The sequence below is a fragment of the Variovorax sp. Varisp85 genome (assembly GCF_047304045.1).
Taxonomy (GTDB): domain Bacteria; phylum Pseudomonadota; class Gammaproteobacteria; order Burkholderiales; family Burkholderiaceae_C; genus Variovorax.
In genome coordinates this window covers 231,789-246,738 of the sequence record NZ_JBGLYN010000001.1, presented here as the reverse complement: position 1 = coordinate 246,738, position 14,950 = coordinate 231,789, and the positions used below count along the sequence as shown (strand labels likewise).

At 64.7% G+C, this 14,950-nt stretch carries 16 protein-coding genes; 3 read left to right on the top strand and 13 right to left on the bottom strand.

Features of this window, described 5'->3' with window-relative positions; translation table 11 throughout:
- Positions 1 to 99 precede the first annotated feature (99 nt).
- The 13 genes from asd to ACCC97_RS01140 all read right to left on the bottom strand — a co-directional run bounded on the left by asd (position 100) and on the right by ACCC97_RS01140 (position 11,957).
- Positions 100 to 1,245: an aspartate-semialdehyde dehydrogenase gene (gene asd / locus ACCC97_RS01200; protein WP_413331400.1), complete on the bottom strand. Its 1,146-nt coding sequence runs from the start codon at positions 1,243 to 1,245 to the stop codon at positions 100 to 102.
- A 90-nt stretch (positions 1,246 to 1,335) separates the two neighbouring features.
- A complete protein-coding gene (leuB, locus tag ACCC97_RS01195) occupies positions 1,336 to 2,424 on the bottom strand; it encodes a 3-isopropylmalate dehydrogenase (RefSeq protein WP_007830501.1) in 1,089 nt (362 codons plus the stop codon).
- A 43-nt stretch (positions 2,425 to 2,467) separates the two neighbouring features.
- Positions 2,468 to 3,118 carry a 3-isopropylmalate dehydratase small subunit gene (leuD, locus tag ACCC97_RS01190; protein ID WP_007830502.1) on the bottom strand — a complete coding sequence of 217 codons (651 nt, stop codon included), beginning with the start codon at positions 3,116 to 3,118 and terminating at the stop codon, positions 2,468 to 2,470.
- A gap of 16 nt (positions 3,119 to 3,134) precedes the next feature.
- Complete coding sequence (gene leuC / locus ACCC97_RS01185) at positions 3,135 to 4,556, bottom strand: 3-isopropylmalate dehydratase large subunit (protein WP_007830503.1); 1,422 nt, start codon at positions 4,554 to 4,556, stop codon at positions 3,135 to 3,137.
- A gap of 45 nt (positions 4,557 to 4,601) precedes the next feature.
- A complete protein-coding gene (locus tag ACCC97_RS01180; RefSeq protein WP_007830504.1) occupies positions 4,602 to 5,555 on the bottom strand; it encodes a LysR substrate-binding domain-containing protein in 954 nt (317 codons plus the stop codon).
- 115 nt (positions 5,556 to 5,670) lie between these two features.
- Positions 5,671 to 5,811, bottom strand: a complete 141-nt coding sequence (locus ACCC97_RS01175; RefSeq protein WP_007830505.1) for an entericidin A/B family lipoprotein — start codon at positions 5,809 to 5,811, stop codon at positions 5,671 to 5,673.
- A 121-nt stretch (positions 5,812 to 5,932) separates the two neighbouring features.
- Positions 5,933 to 7,243 carry a citrate synthase gene (gene gltA, locus ACCC97_RS01170; protein WP_007830506.1) on the bottom strand — a complete coding sequence of 437 codons (1,311 nt, stop codon included), beginning with the start codon at positions 7,241 to 7,243 and terminating at the stop codon, positions 5,933 to 5,935.
- 24 nt (positions 7,244 to 7,267) lie between these two features.
- On the bottom strand, positions 7,268 to 7,582 hold the full coding sequence (locus ACCC97_RS01165) for a succinate dehydrogenase assembly factor 2 (protein ID WP_007830507.1): 315 nt from the start codon (positions 7,580 to 7,582) through the stop codon (positions 7,268 to 7,270).
- Between the two features lie 23 nt (positions 7,583 to 7,605).
- Positions 7,606 to 8,307, bottom strand: coding sequence for a succinate dehydrogenase iron-sulfur subunit (locus ACCC97_RS01160; protein ID WP_413331399.1), 702 nt, complete (start codon positions 8,305 to 8,307; stop codon positions 7,606 to 7,608).
- A 16-nt stretch (positions 8,308 to 8,323) separates the two neighbouring features.
- Positions 8,324 to 10,132: a succinate dehydrogenase flavoprotein subunit gene (gene sdhA / locus ACCC97_RS01155; RefSeq protein ID WP_007830509.1), complete on the bottom strand. Its 1,809-nt coding sequence runs from the start codon at positions 10,130 to 10,132 to the stop codon at positions 8,324 to 8,326.
- A 7-nt stretch (positions 10,133 to 10,139) separates the two neighbouring features.
- A complete protein-coding gene (sdhD, locus tag ACCC97_RS01150) occupies positions 10,140 to 10,505 on the bottom strand; it encodes a succinate dehydrogenase, hydrophobic membrane anchor protein (RefSeq protein WP_007830510.1) in 366 nt (121 codons plus the stop codon).
- A gap of 13 nt (positions 10,506 to 10,518) precedes the next feature.
- The gene (sdhC, locus tag ACCC97_RS01145) at positions 10,519 to 10,965 is read right to left on the bottom strand and encodes a succinate dehydrogenase, cytochrome b556 subunit (RefSeq protein WP_007830511.1); all 447 of its coding nucleotides are present in this window, start codon (positions 10,963 to 10,965) and stop codon (positions 10,519 to 10,521) included.
- 233 nt (positions 10,966 to 11,198) lie between these two features.
- A complete protein-coding gene (locus ACCC97_RS01140; protein WP_007830512.1) occupies positions 11,199 to 11,957 on the bottom strand; it encodes a GntR family transcriptional regulator in 759 nt (252 codons plus the stop codon).
- A gap of 185 nt (positions 11,958 to 12,142) precedes the next feature.
- Here ACCC97_RS01140 and ACCC97_RS01135 point away from each other — a divergent pair, with 185 nt between their 5' ends.
- The 3 genes from ACCC97_RS01135 to ACCC97_RS01125 are packed head-to-tail and all read left to right on the top strand — an operon-like array spanning position 12,143 to position 14,927.
- On the top strand, positions 12,143 to 13,129 hold the full coding sequence (locus ACCC97_RS01135) for a malate dehydrogenase (protein ID WP_007830514.1): 987 nt from the start codon (positions 12,143 to 12,145) through the stop codon (positions 13,127 to 13,129).
- 14 nt (positions 13,130 to 13,143) lie between these two features.
- A complete protein-coding gene (gene tam / locus ACCC97_RS01130; RefSeq protein ID WP_413331398.1) occupies positions 13,144 to 13,932 on the top strand; it encodes a trans-aconitate 2-methyltransferase in 789 nt (262 codons plus the stop codon).
- A complete protein-coding gene (locus tag ACCC97_RS01125; protein WP_007830516.1) occupies positions 13,929 to 14,927 on the top strand; it encodes an HpcH/HpaI aldolase/citrate lyase family protein in 999 nt (332 codons plus the stop codon). Before tam ends, ACCC97_RS01125 begins: the two co-directional genes overlap by 4 nt.
- Positions 14,928 to 14,950: the final 23 nt, after the last annotated feature.

Genomic DNA, 14,950 nt, shown 5'->3' with positions numbered 1-14,950 from the left:
CAGTGCGCGTGTTCTACCCAGTGCGCGCATACTTACGATCACATCTTCCGTTGCCGGAAGGCAACAGTTTGTGTTTCAAAAGGCCCTGAGCTGCCTGCATCAAGCTTCGAGCAGGATGCGCAGCATGCGGCGCAGGGGTTCGGCGGCGCCCCACAGCAGCTGGTCGCCGATGGTGAAGGCACCGACGTACTCAGGGCCCATCGCCAGCTTGCGGATGCGGCCGACCGGAATGTTCATGGTGCCCGTCACGGCCACCGGCGTCAGGTCCTTCACGGTGGCTTCGCGCGTGTTCGGCACCACGCTGGCCCACGGGTTGTCCGCGGCGATCATCGCTTCGATGTCGGCCAGGGGGACATCCTTCTTGAGCTTGAAGGTCAGGGCCTGGCTGTGGCAGCGCATCGCACCGACGCGCACGCAGAAGCCATCGACGGGTACGGCGGCAGTGCCGAAGCCCGCACCCTGGCCGAGGATCTTGTTGGTTTCTGCACCGGCCTTCCACTCTTCCTTGGACATGCCGTCGCCCAGGTCCTTGTCGATCCAGGGGATCAGCGAGCCGCCCAGCGGCGCGCCGAAATTGGCCGTTTCGGCTGCGCTCAGGTTCTGCTGCTTGTGCAGCACCTTGCGGTCGATCTCGAGAATGGCCGACTTCGGGTCGTCCAGCAGCGCGCGCACTTCGGCGTTCAGGGTGCCGAACTGGGTCAGCAGCTCGCGCATGTGCTGAGCGCCGCCGCCAGAGGCTGCCTGGTAGGTCATGCTGGTCATCCACTCGACAAGGCCGGCCTTGTAGAGGGCGCCAACGCCCATGAGCATGCAGCTCACGGTGCAGTTGCCGCCGATCCAGTTCTTGCCGCCGTTGGCGAGCGCGTTCTGGATCACCGGCAGGTTGACCGGGTCAAGCACGATGACCGCGTCGTCCTGCATGCGCAGGGTGGAGGCGGCGTCGATCCAGTGGCCGGCCCAGCCCGCGGCGCGCAGCTTGGGGAAGACCTCGCTGGTGTAGTCCCCGCCTTGGCAGGTGATGACGATGTCGCACTTCTTCAGTGCCTCGATGTCGTTCGCATCCTTCAGCGCGGTTTCGTTCATGGCCATTGCCGGAGCCTTGCCGCCAGCGTTGGAGGTCGAGAAGAAGACTGGCTCGATGAGACCGAAGTCGCCTTCGGCCTGCATGCGGTCCATCAGGACCGAGCCGACCATGCCGCGCCAGCCTACGAGGCCGACCAGAGGTTGATTGGATGCGTTCGCCATTTCAGTTTGCCCTTGTGAAAAAAGAAAAAGTTGTCTTTTTTTGCCCCCGACTCGTCGAGCCGGGGAGGGGCGTGACGAAGCGGGCTGCGGTTAGCCGGTAATCGTCTTTTTGGTGATTGCTGCAACGACCGCGTCGCCCATCTCGCGGGTGCCGACGCGCTTCGTGCCTTCCGACCAGATGTCGCCCGTGCGCAGCCCCGAAGCGAGCACGTCCTTGACCGCCGACTCGATACGGTCGGCAGCTTCGGGCTGGTTGAGTGAAAAGCGAAGCATCATGGCAGCAGACAGGATTGTAGCCAAAGGATTGGCAACCCCTTTGCCGGCAATGTCCGGCGCGCTGCCGTGGCTGGGCTCGTACAGGCCCTGGTTGCTCGAATTGAGCGATGCCGAGGGCAGCATGCCGATCGAGCCGGTGAGCATCGCGGCTTCGTCCGAGAGGATGTCGCCGAACATGTTGCCGGTGACGACCACGTCGAATTTCTTGGGCGCCTTCACGAGCTGCATGGCTGCGTTGTCGACGTACATGTGGTCGAGCTCGACGTCCGGATAGTCCTTGTGCACCTCCGTGACGACGTCCTTCCAGAACTGGAAGGTCTCGAGCACATTGGCCTTGTCCACGCTGGTCACGCGCTTGCTGCGCTTGCGGGCGGCCTCGAAGGCCACGCGGGCGATGCGTTCGATCTCGGGGCGCGAGTAGCGCATCGTGTCGAAGGCTTCCTCGGCGCCCGGGAAGTGGCCGTCGACCGCAGTGCGGCGCCCGCGCGGTTGGCCGAAGTAGATGTCGCCGGTCAGTTCGCGGATGATCAGGATGTCCAGGCCCGCGATCAGCTCGGGCTTCAGGCTCGATGCGCCCACCAGCTGCTCGTAGCAGATGGCCGGGCGGAAGTTCGCGAACAGGCCCAGGTTCTTGCGCAGCCCCAGGATGGCCTGCTCGGGGCGCAGCGGCCGGTCGAGCTTGTCGTACTTCCAGTCGCCGACCGCACCGAACAGCACCGCGTCGGATTCCTTTGCCAGCTTCAGCGTCGAATCGGGCAGGGGATGGCCGTGGGCCTCGTAGGCGGCACCGCCGACCAGCGCCGACTCCATCTCGAACTTCAGGTCGAGGACTTCGAGCACCCTGACGGCTTCCGCCACGATTTCGGTGCCGATGCCGTCACCGGGGAGAACTGCGATTTTCATAAGTTGGTCCGAGGTTTTTTCTTGAAAACGGAAATGCGGTCGATCACGAGATCATCGTGTGCGCCAGCCAAGGCTTCGATGCCAGGCGCTCGGCCTCGAAGGCCTTGATCTTGTCCTTGTGGCGCAGCGTCAGGCCGATGTCGTCCAGCCCGTTGATCAGGCAGTACTTGCGGAAGGCCTGCACGTCGAACGCAAACTCCTGGCCGTCAGGCTTCACGACCACCTGGCGCTCCAGGTCGATGGTCAGCGTGTAGCCCGGAAAGGCGAAGGTCTCGTCGAACAGCTGGGCCACCTGCGCTTCGGGCAGCACGATCGGCAGCAGGCCGTTCTTGAAGCTGTTGTTGAAGAAGATGTCCGCGTAGCTCGGCGCGATGATCGCGCGGAAGCCGTACTGGTCGAGCGCCCACGGCGCATGTTCGCGCGACGAGCCGCAGCCGAAGTTCTTGCGCGTCAGCAGCACCGAGGCGCCGGCGTAGCGCGGCTGGTTCAGCACGAAGTCGGGGTTCGGCTTGCGGCTGGCCGGGTCCTGGCCCGGAAAGCCGGCGTCCAGGTAGCGCCATTCGTCGAACAGGTTCACGCCGAAGCCGGTCTTCTTGATCGACTTGAGGAACTGCTTCGGAATGATCGCGTCGGTGTCGACGTTCTCGCGGTCCATCGGGGCCACGAGGCCCTTGTGCACGGTGAATTTCTGCATGTGAATCTCTTTGGGGTCAGGCGAACGTACGGACGTCGACGAAGTGGCCGTGCACCGCGGCGGCGGCGGCCATGGCCGGGCTCACGAGGTGGGTGCGGCCACCGGCGCCCTGGCGGCCTTCGAAGTTGCGGTTGCTGGTGGATGCGCAGCGCTCGCCGGGTTCCAGGCGGTCGGCGTTCATCGCCAGGCACATCGAGCAGCCGGGCTCGCGCCATTCGAAGCCCGCGGCCTTGAAGATCAGGTCGAGTCCTTCGCGCTCGGCCTGTTCCTTCACCACGCCCGAGCCGGGCACGACCAGCGCGAGCTTCACGTTCTTGGCGACCTTCTGGCCCAGCTTCTTCACCACGGCAGCGGCTTCGCGCATGTCCTCGATGCGGCTATTGGTGCACGAGCCGATGAACACCTTGTCGATGAAGATGTCGTTCATGGCCTTGTTCGGCTCCAGGCCCATGTAGACGAGCGCGCGCTCGATGGCGCTGCGCTTGCTGGCGTCCTTTTCCTTGTCGGGATCGGGCACGCGGCCGTTGATGTCGACCACCATCTCGGGCGAGGTGCCCCAGGTCACCTGGGGCTGGATCTGCGTGGCGTCGAGTTCGACCACGGCATCGAACTTCGCACCCGGGTCGGACTGCAGCGTGCGCCAGTAGGCCACGGCCTGGTCCCATTCAACGCCGGTGGGCGCGAGCGGGCGGCCCTTCACGTAGGCGATGGTCTTCTCGTCGACCGCCACCAGCCCGGCGCGCGCGCCGGCCTCGATGGCCATGTTGCAGACCGTCATGCGGCCCTCCATGCTCAGGTCGCGAATGGCCGAGCCCGCGAATTCGATGGTGTAGCCCGTGCCGCCGGCCGTGCCGATCTTGCCGATGATGGCCAGCACGATGTCCTTGGCCGTGCAGCCCAAAGGCAGCTTGCCCTCGACCTTCACGAGCATGTTCTTTGCCTTCTTGCCGAGCAGCGTCTGCGTGGCCATCACGTGCTCGACCTCGCTGGTGCCGATGCCGTGCGCCAGCGCGCCGAAGGCTCCGTGCGTGGAGGTGTGCGAGTCGCCGCAGACGACCGTCATGCCCGGCAGCGTCGCGCCCGATTCAGGGCCGATCACGTGCACGATGCCCTGGCGCTTGCTCAGGAACGGGAAGAACGCGGCGGCGCCGAATTCGGCGATGTTGTGGTCCAGCGTGGTGACCTGTTCCTTGCTGGTCGGGTCGGCAATGCCTTCGTAGCCGCGCTCCCAGCCGGTGGTCGGTGTGTTGTGGTCGGCCGTGGCCACGACCGAGCTGATGCGCCACAGCTTGCGGCCGGCTTCGCGCAAGCCTTCGAAGGCCTGCGGGCTGGTCACTTCGTGCACCAGGTGGCGGTCGATGTAGAGGATCGCGGTGCCGTCTTCCTCGGTGTGGACGACGTGTTCGTCCCAGATCTTGTCGTAGAGCGTGCGTGCCATGTCGGTCTCTTCTGTCTTTCGTGGGGAGGTGAATTGTCTTGCGTTCTATGCGGCGAGAGGCTCGGCGGCATCGGCGGCGGCCGCCGACGTGCGCAGATGGTTGACCAATGTGCGCGCGGCCACCGGCAAGGTGGAGAAGTCGCGTGCCACCAGTCGGATCTCGCGCCTGGACCAGGTGTCGTTCAGCGCCACGCTGCGCAGGCGGCTGCCGATGCCTGCCTGCAACAGTTCGAATGCGCGCTGCGGCATCACGCCGATGCCCAGTCCGTTGTCGATCATGCGGCACATGGCGTCGAGCCCCGTCACGTGAATGCGCAGCTTGACGCCGCGGCCCGCCTCCAGCGCGGCCTGGTGCATGGCCACGTAGATCGAGCTGTTGGTGTGCAGGCCGACGTGGTCGAAGTCCAGCGAGGCGGAGAAATCGATCGGCCCCTGTGTGGCCAGCGGGTGCCCGGCCGGCACGATCAGCACGAGCCGGTCGTGGCGGTAGGGAAGCGTCTGCAACTCGTTGGTGCCGTCGGGAATGTGGCAGATGCCAAGGTCGGCGGCGCCTTCCTGGATCGCGCGCACCACCTCGTTGCTCAGATGCTCTTCGAGGTCGATCTTGATCGCGTCGTGCTCGCGCGTGAAGGCGCCGAGATCCTCGGGGAGGAACTGCACGATGGCCGAGATGTTGGCGTGCACACGGACATGGCCGCGCACGCCCTCGGCGTATTCGCTGAGTTCGCCCTGCATTTTCTCGAGGCTGTAGAGCACCGAGCGCGCATGGTGCAGCAGGCTCTCGCCCGCGGGGGAAAGATCGACGCCTCGCGCGTGGCGGTAGAGCAGGGTGGTGCCCAGGGTGGCTTCCAGGTCCGAAAGCCGCTTGCTGATGGCCGAAGCGGCAATGAATTCGCGTTCCGCCGCCCGCCCGATGCTGCCCAGTTCGCAAACGGCCACGAACAGTTGCAGCGACGTGAGGTCGATGCGCCGGGCGAAGTTGCGTTCGGAAGAGGTCATACGGGTTTGGCATCTCATATGGAGATGGAATCCCGTATTTTCCCCTTGTTTTCAGGTCTTGGTCATCGCCATGCGCGATGGCATTACTGTCGTCGCGCGATGAGCGAAGGAGGCGTCACTGACGCTTCTTGGCCGAATCCTCCATCTTTTCCCCTGCCTTCTGGATGTCCTGGCCGGCTCCTCTCCAGGTGTTGCAACCCGACAGTGGCACGGCAAGAGTAAACGCGACCGCGAACAATGCGACGAGCGACTTCATGATGAAACTCCTTCGACTAAGCGCGTTGCAGGCTATCGCCGATTTCCGCGCGCTGCATGTCGGCCAAGACGCAAAAAAGCTGCCCGAGGGCAGCTTTCCGTATTGAGCGCAGGCAGCGCGATCAGCGCTTGCCGATGGGCTGCACGTCGCGCTTGGGCGAGCCTTCGAACAGCTGGCGCGGGCGGCCGATCTTGTACTCGGGGTCGCCGATCATTTCGTTCAGCTGGGCGATCCAGCCGACCGTGCGGGCCAGTGCGAAGATCGCGGTGAACAGCGGCACCGGGATGCCGATGGCGCGCTGCACGATGCCCGAGTAGAAGTCGACGTTCGGGTAGAGCTTGCGCGACACGAAGTACTCGTCTTCCAGCGCGATCTTCTCGAGTTCCTTGGCCAGCTTGAACAGCGGATCCTGCTCCAGGCCCAGCTCGGTCAGCACTTCGTTGCAGGTTTCCTGCATCAGCTTGGCGCGCGGGTCGTAGTTCTTGTACACGCGGTGGCCGAAGCCCATCAGCTTGACGTTCGAGTTCTTGTCCTTGACCTTCTTGATGAACTCGCCGATCTTCTCCACGCCACCTTCCTTCTGGATGTCGTAGAGCATGTTGAGCGCCGCTTCGTTGGCGCCGCCGTGGGCCGGGCCCCAGAGGCAGGCCACGCCGGCCGCGATGGCCGCGAAGGGGTTGGTGCCCGACGAGCCGCACAGGCGCACGGTCGAGGTCGAGGCGTTCTGCTCGTGGTCTGCGTGCAGGATGAAGATGCGGTCGAGCGCGCGCTCGAGCACCGGGTTCACCTTGTACTCCTCGCACGGCGTGGCGAACATCATGTGCAGGAAGTTGCCCGCATAGCTCAGGTCGTTCTTCGGGTACATGTAGGGCTGGCCGACGGTGTACTTGTAGGCCATGGCCACGAGCGTGGGCATCTTCGCGATCAGGCGGATCGCGGCGATCTCGCGGTGCTCGGGATTGTTGATGTCCGTGCTGTCGTGATAGAAGGCCGACAGCGCACCCACGAGGCCGGTCATGATGGCCATCGGGTGCGCATCGCGGCGGAAGCCGCGCAGGAAGAACTGCATCTGCTCGTTCACCATCGTGTGGTTGGTCACGATCTTGGTGAAGTTGGCCTTCTTGGCGGCGTCCGGCAGTTCGCCGTACAGCAGCAGGTGGCAGGTCTCGAGGAAGTCGCAGTTGGTTGCGAGCTGCTCGATGGGGTAGCCGCGGTACAGCAGTTCGCCCTTGTCGCCATCGATGTACGTGATGGCCGATTGGCAAGCCGCCGTCGACATGAAGCCTGGGTCGTACGTGAACATGCCGGTCTGCGCATACAGCTTGCGGATGTCGATCACGTCAGGGCCCACGGTGCCCTTGTAGATCGGCAGGTCGACGCTGTCGCCGCCGTTGCTGAACGACAGCGTGGCCTTGGTATCGGATGCTTTCATTTCGGTTTACTTTCAGAGGTGGATTCAGGACGAAGGAGAGATGGCGGGACGCTGTGCGCCGTCGGTTCGCATCAGCTGCAGCAATGCGACCACCTCGGCCCCGGCCCATTCGGGCTCGGGCTCCTTTCTGCGCAGAAGGAGGTCGAGGAGATCGTTGTCCGACAGGTCCATCAATGTCTCCATCGCTCCCGCCTGACCCACGGTCATGCGGGATTCGTGCCGCTCGAAGAAGCGGGCGATGAACAGGTCGTTCTCGAGCAGTCCGCGCCGGCAGCGCCATTTCAGCTTGCTCAGCGCACGTTCGCTGAGCGGCTGGTCGGAGTCGGCGGCGGTTTGCATGGTGACTTCTTGCAGGACGGGCGTCAGATGGCGCGGCGCACCATCAGTTCCTTGATCTTGCCGATGGCCTTGGTCGGGTTCAGGCTCTTCGGGCACACGTCCACGCAGTTCATGATCGTGTGGCAGCGGAACAGGCGGTACGGGTCTTCCAGGTTGTCCAGGCGCTCAGCGGTGGCTTCGTCGCGGCTGTCGGCGATGAAACGGTAGGCCTGCAGCAGGCCGGCCGGGCCCACGAACTTGTCGGGGTTCCACCAGAAGCTCGGGCAGCTCGTGGAGCAGCTCGCGCACAGGATGCACTCGTACAGGCCGTTGAGCTCGTCGCGCTCCTCGGGCGACTGCAGGCGCTCCTTCTCGGGCGGCACGCTGTCGTTCTGCAGGTAGGGCTTGATCGAGTTGTACTGCTTGAAGAACTGCGTCATGTCCACGATCAGGTCGCGGATGACGGGCAGGCCCGGCAGCGGCTTGAGCACCACGATGCCCTTGAGCGTGTTCATGTTGGTCAGGCAGGCCAGACCGTTCTTGCCGTTGATGTTCATCGCGTCGGAACCGCAGACGCCTTCGCGGCACGAGCGGCGAAACGACAGCGTCGGGTCCTGCGCCTTGAGCTTCATCAGGGCGTCGAGCAGCATGCGCTCATGGCCGTCGAGTTCGATCTCGACCGTCTGCATGTAGGGCTTGGCGTCCTTGTCCGGGTCGTAGCGGTAGATCTGGAATGTGCGCTTCATCGTGTGTTCCTAATTTTTAGAATGTCCGGACCTTCGGGGGCACCGATGCGACCGTCAGGGGCTGCAGCTTGACCGGCTTGTACGAGAGGCGGTTGTCCGCGCTGTACCAGAGCGTGTGCTTCATCCAGTTGGCGTCGTCGCGGCCGAGCGGCGCGACAGGATCGTCCGCCGGGCGTTCGTAGTCTTCTACGGTGTGGGCGCCGCGGCATTCCTTGCGGGCGGCGGCAGAGACCATCGTGGCCTGCGCCACTTCGATCAGGTTGTCGACTTCCAGCGCTTCGATGCGGGCGGTGTTGAACACCTTGGACTTGTCCTTCAGGCCGATGGCCTTGACGCGTTCGCGCACGGCGGCGATCTTGGTCACGCCTTCGTCCATCGAGGCCTGCTTGCGGAACACGGCCGCGTGCTGCTGCATGACGGCTCGGATCTCGCCGGCCACGTCCTGCGCGTATTCGCCGCCGGTGGTCGACTCGAGGCGGTTCAGGCGCTCCAGCGTGCGGTCGGCCGCATCCTTGGGCAGTTCCTTGTGTTCCTTGAGCTTGTCGTTGAACTCGACGATATGGTTGCCGGCCGCGCGGCCGAACACCAAGAGGTCGAGCAGCGAGTTGGTGCCCAGGCGGTTGGCGCCGTGCACGCTCACGCAGGAGCATTCGCCCACGGCGTAGAGACCGTTCACCACGGCGCTGTTCTCTTCACCCTTCTGGATGACGACCTGGCCGTGGATGTTGGTCGGAATGCCGCCCATCTGGTAGTGGATGGTCGGCACCACGGGAATCGGCTCCTTCGTGATGTCGACGTTGGCGAAGTTGACGCCGATTTCGTACACCGAAGGCAGGCGCTTGTGGATGGTGTCGGCGCCCAGGTGGTCGAGCTTGAGCAGCACGTAGTCCTTGTTGGGACCGCAGCCGCGCCCTTCCTTGATTTCCTGGTCCATCGAGCGCGAGACGAAGTCGCGCGGTGCCAGGTCCTTCAGCGTGGGCGCATAGCGCTCCATGAAGCGTTCGCCGTTGCTGTTCAGCAGGATCGCGCCTTCGCCGCGGCAGCCTTCGGTCAGCAGCACGCCCGCGCCGGCTACGCCGGTCGGGTGGAACTGCCAGAACTCCATGTCCTGCAGCGGAATGCCCGAGCGGGCCGCCATGCCGAGGCCGTCGCCGGTGTTGATGAAGGCGTTGGTCGAGGCCTGGAAGATGCGGCCCGCGCCGCCGGTGGCCAGCAGCACGGTCTTGGCCTGCAGGATGTGCAGGTCGCCGGTTTCCATTTCGAGCGCGGTCACGCCGACCACGTCGCCCTCGTCGTCACGGATGAGGTCCAGCGCCATCCATTCGACGAAGAATTGCGTGCGCGCTTCGACGTTCTTTTGATAGAGCGTGTGCAGCATCGCGTGGCCGGTGCGGTCGGCCGCGGCACAGGCGCGCTGCACGGGCTTCTCGCCGTAGTTGGCCGTGTGGCCGCCGAACGGACGCTGGTAGATGGTGCCGTCGGGGTTGCGGTCGAACGGCATGCCGAAGTGCTCGAGTTCGTACACGACCTTCGGTGCTTCGCGGCACATGAACTCGATCGCGTCCTGGTCGCCGAGCCAGTCGGAGCCCTTGATCGTGTCGTAGAAGTGGTAGTGCCAGTTGTCCTCGCTCATGTTGCCGAGCGAGGCGCCGACGCCGCCCTGCGCAGCAACGGTGTGCGAACGCGTGGGGAACACCTTCGAGAGCACGGCCACGTTGAGGCCGGCGCGTGCGAGTTGCAGCGAAGCGCGCATGCCGGAACCGCCGGCACCGACGATCACGACGTCGAACTTGCGCTTGGTGATTTTTTCTTTTGTGTAGGTCATGGTGGGGTCAGATCTTCCAAAGCACTTGAATGGCCCAACCCGCACAACCGACAAGCCAGACGATGGTGAAAATTTGCAGGGCGAGGCGAATACCGACGGGCTGGACGTAGTCCATCCACACGTCGCGCATGCCGACCCACACGTGATAGAGCAGGGCAGCGATCACGGAGAAGGTCAGCACCTTCATCCACTGCGCGGCGAAGATGCCGGCCCAGAGGTCGTAGCCGATGGGGCCGCGCGAGAAGATCAGCTGTGCGAGCAGGATGATCGTGAAGAGCGCCATCAGGCCGCCCGTGATGCGCTGGCTGAGCCAGTCGCGCAAACCGTAATGAGCGCCGACGACGATGCGCTTGGAGCCGTAATTCACAGACATGGTTGGCTCCTTCTCAGTACAGGCCGAACAGCTTGGCGCCGAGCACCACGGTGAGCAGGATGCTCAGTGCCAGCGTGACGACGGCCGAGGTATGGCCGAACTCCTTGGTCACCGCGGCGTGGCTCACGTCCATCCAGAGATGGCGCAGGCCGGCGATGAAGTGGTGCAGGTAGGCCCAGATGAGCGCGAGCGCGACGAGCTTGAAGAACCACCCCGGAGCGAAGCCGATGCCGACGTTGAAGGCGCTCTTGAATCTCGCGAACGAATAGTCGGATGACAGCGACGTGTCGAACATCCAGATGATGAACGGCAGCAGCAGGAACATCAGCACGCCGCTGACGCGATGCAGGATCGACACGATGCCCGCCGGCGGCAGCCGATAGGTCGTGAGGTCCGTGAAGGCATTGATGTTGCGGAATTCGCGACGCGGTGGCCGGGGAGGGGTTGCAAGCTCTGTCATTGGGGGGATTGCTTTCGTGGCTTTGTGACTTGTTGGCTTGTTCTGAGAGCGAACGCTTTTGTTTCTTCTGCGGAAATGCAAACAACGCAAAATTCTATTGCAATGCACCATCGGGCAGCGGACGCATGCGAGTCAGTGCACCGTTGCAGTCGGATGCTCTTGACTTCGCTGCGCTTCGCACGCGTTGTGTGCGCACGCTGGCGCACCGGTATCCGGCTTTCGTCTGCATCGGGTCAGCCCAGCTGGTTTCTGTAGTGGTGGGTGTCGGTGCGATAGAGCCCGCGACGCAGTTCCATCGGCATGTCATGGTAGGTGTGCGCCACGCGCTCCACGCTCAGCAGGGGCATCTGCGGTGTCACGTCGAGCAGCGCGGCCTGTTCGGCATCGGGCAGCACGGCGCGGATCTTTTCTTCGGCACGCACCATGCGCACGCCGAACTCCGTCTCGAACAGCGCGTACATCGGGCCGGGCCACGCGCGCAGCCGCTCGGCGGTGAGTCCCTTGAAGGGTGTGCCGGGCAGCCAGAGGTCTTCGAGGATGGTCGGCACGCCGCCGTAGGCGAGCACGCGCCGCACCTGCAGCACCGCGTCGCCCGTGCGCAGGCCGAGGGCACGCGCCACGTCGGCCGATGCGCGCAGGCGCTTGCAGTCGACGATGGTGCGTACCGCGGGACCTTCGGTGTTCGGGTCGCCCGCATCGGGCACGAGCTTGAGGAAGCGGTACTGCACATGCTGCTCGGCATGCGTGGCGACGAAGGTGCCCTTGCCTTGGCGGCGCACCACCAGGTTTTCGGCCGAGAGTTCGTCGATGGCCTTGCGCACCGTGCCCTGGCTCACGCGAAAGCGCACGGCCAGTTCCATCTCGCTCGGGATGGGCTCGCCCGGCTTCCACTCGCCCGCCTGCAGGCTCTGCAGGATCAGGGTCTTGATCTGCTGATAGAGCGGACTGAAGGACGGCGTCGAGGGCTCGTCGAGTGTGGTGGGCGTGTTCATGGCAGCGGTGGGGTGCGCCTTGGCGGACCCCAGGAGGATATCTTATATAAGACATAAGACAAGGCTCATTGAATCGGCTTAAAATGCGGCCGGTCCCGCGCTGCGGGAAGGTATTCCGATCCCGCAGGACCCTGGCGCCCCACGAGAGCGCCAACACCGTTTTCATCACCTTCTGGAGTCTTCCCATGAGCAAAAAGCCCGTCCGCGTTGCCGTCACCGGTGCAGCCGGTCAAATCGGTTACGCCCTGTTGTTCCGTATCGCCTCCGGTGAAATGCTCGGCAAAGACCAGCCGGTCATTCTTCAGCTGCTCGAAATCCCCGACGAGAAGGCCCAGAAGGCGCTCAAGGGCGTGATGATGGAACTCGACGACTGCGCCTTCCCGCTGCTGGCCGGCATGGAAGCCCACGGCGACCCGATGACCGCCTTCAAGGACGCCGACTACGCACTGCTCGTCGGCTCGCGTCCCCGCGGCCCCGGCATGGAGCGTGCTGAACTGCTGGCCGTCAACGGTGCCATCTTCACCGCACAGGGCAAGGCACTGAACGCCGTCGCCAGCCGCAACGTCAAGGTGCTGGTGGTCGGCAACCCGGCCAACACCAACGCCTACATCGCCATGAAGAGCGCACCGGACCTGCCGCGCAAGAACTTCACCGCCATGCTGCGCCTGGACCACAACCGCGCTGCCAGCCAGATCGCCGCCAAGACCGGCAAGCCCGTGGCCGACATCGAAAAGCTCACCGTCTGGGGCAACCACTCGCCCACGATGTACGCCGACTACCGTTTCGCCACGATCAAGGGCGAGTCCGTCGCCAAGATGATCAACGACCAGGAATGGAACGCGAACACCTTCCTGCCGACCGTCGGCAAGCGCGGCGCGGCCATCATCGAAGCTCGCGGCCTGTCGTCTGCCGCCTCGGCCGCCAACGCCGCCATCGACCACATGCGCGACTGGGCCCTGGGCACCAACGGCAAGTGGGTCACGATGGGTATCCCGTCGGATGGCCAGTACGGCATTCCGAAGGACGTGATGTTCGGCTTTCCGGTCACCTGCGAAAACGGTGAGTACAAGCTGGTCGAAGGCCTCGAGATCGATGCATTCAGCCAGGAACGCATCAACAAGACGCTCGAAGAGCTCGAAGGCGAACGCGCCGGCGTCGCCCACCTGCTGTAAGCAACTCGATCAGCATGCTCGACTGGAATCCCGCGCTCTACCGTCGCTACGAGGACGAGCGCACACGACCCGCGCAGGAGCTCCTCGCGCGGGTGCCGCTAACCGCAGCCGACCGCGTGGTCGACCTCGGTTGCGGGCCGGGCAATTCCACCGAGCTGCTGGTGCAGCGGTTCCCGAAGGCGCAAGTCCTCGGAACCGACAACTCCGAAGCCATGCTGGTCAGCGCGCGCGAGCGGCTGCCGAAGGCAGGCTTCGAGTTGAGCGACATCGCGACCTGGGCGCCGCAGTCTCCGGAACAAGCGCCCGACCTCATTTACGCCAATGCGTCCCTGCAATGGGTGCCCGATCACAAAAAGCTGATCCCGCGCCTGTTCGACGCGCTGGCCCCGGGTGGCGTGCTCGCCATCCAGATGCCCGACAACCGCCAGGAACCTACACACCGCCTGATGCGCGCGCTGGCGGCCGAAGCGCCGTGGGCCGAGCCCATCGGCGATGCCGACAGGCTGCGCACCCTGCTGCTGCCGCTCGGCGGCTACTACGACCTGCTGGCGCCCCATGCCGCCAGCGTCGATGTCTGGCACACGATCTACCAGCACCGCATGGTCGATGCCGCCTCCATCGTCGAATGGGTGCGCAGCACCGGCCTGAAGCCTTTCGTCGACCGCTTGCCGGTCGACCTGCAGGCGAGCTACCTCGCCGAGTACCAGCGCCGCGTGGACGAGGCATATCCCGCCCGCGCCGACGGCAAGCGGCTGCTCGCCTTCCCGCGCATGTTCATCGTGGCGCAAAAGGGCAGGGCATGACCCACACCGCCCATCCCGCCGAAGTGCTGCTGGGTGCACAGGCCGGCGCCGTGACGCTGCCCGTGTGCGATCACTACAGCGGCGTCGAGGCGCGCATGAAGAAGAGCCTCGCGCTCCAGGCCGAGATGGCCGAGGAGTTCGGCGCCTGCGTATTCGACGTCACCCTCGATTGCGAAGACGGCGCCCCCGTGGGTGGCGAAGCCGAGCATGCCGCGCTCGTTACCGAACTGGCGCTGGCCGCGAAACCCGGCATGCGCGTCGGCGTGCGCGTGCACCCCGTCGATCACCCCGCCTTTGCTGGCGACGTGATCACCATTGCCGGCCGTGCCGCCCAACGCCTGAGCCACCTGATGGTGCCGAAGGTCGAATCGGTGGCCGATGTGTTGCAGGCTGTTGCGGCGCTCGAGGCGGCGGATGCCGGCGCATTGCCGCTGCACGTGCTGATCGAATCGCCGCTCGCCGTGCACAACGCCTTCGAGATTGCGGCCCATCCGCGCGTGCAGTCGCTGAGCTTCGGCCTCATGGATTTCGTCTCGGCGCATGCTGGTGCGATCCCCGCCGATGGCATGGGGGCGGCAGGGCAGTTCAGCCACCCGCTGGTGGTGCGCGCCAAGCTGGCCATCGCGTCGGCCGCACATGCCTATGGCAAGGTGCCGTCGCACTGCGTGGTTACCGAGTTCAACAACGCCGATGCCATGCGTACGGCGGCGCGCAAGGCGGCCGACGAATTCGGCTACACGCGCATGTGGAGCATCCACCCGAACCAGATCCGCCCCATCCTCGAGGCCTTTGCGCCGGATGAGGCGCAGATTCAGATCGCCTCACAAATCATTGCAAAAGCCGCGGCCGCGGATTGGGCTCCGACACAAATTGATGGCACATTGCACGACCGCGCGAGCTACCGCCACTTTTGGCAGGTCTTGACGCGTGCCCACGCAACAGGGCGCGCGTTGCCCCCCGAGGCGAAAGCCTGGTTTGCGCTCGCGGCCTCCTGAAACCACCCCTGAATCCAGCCTCA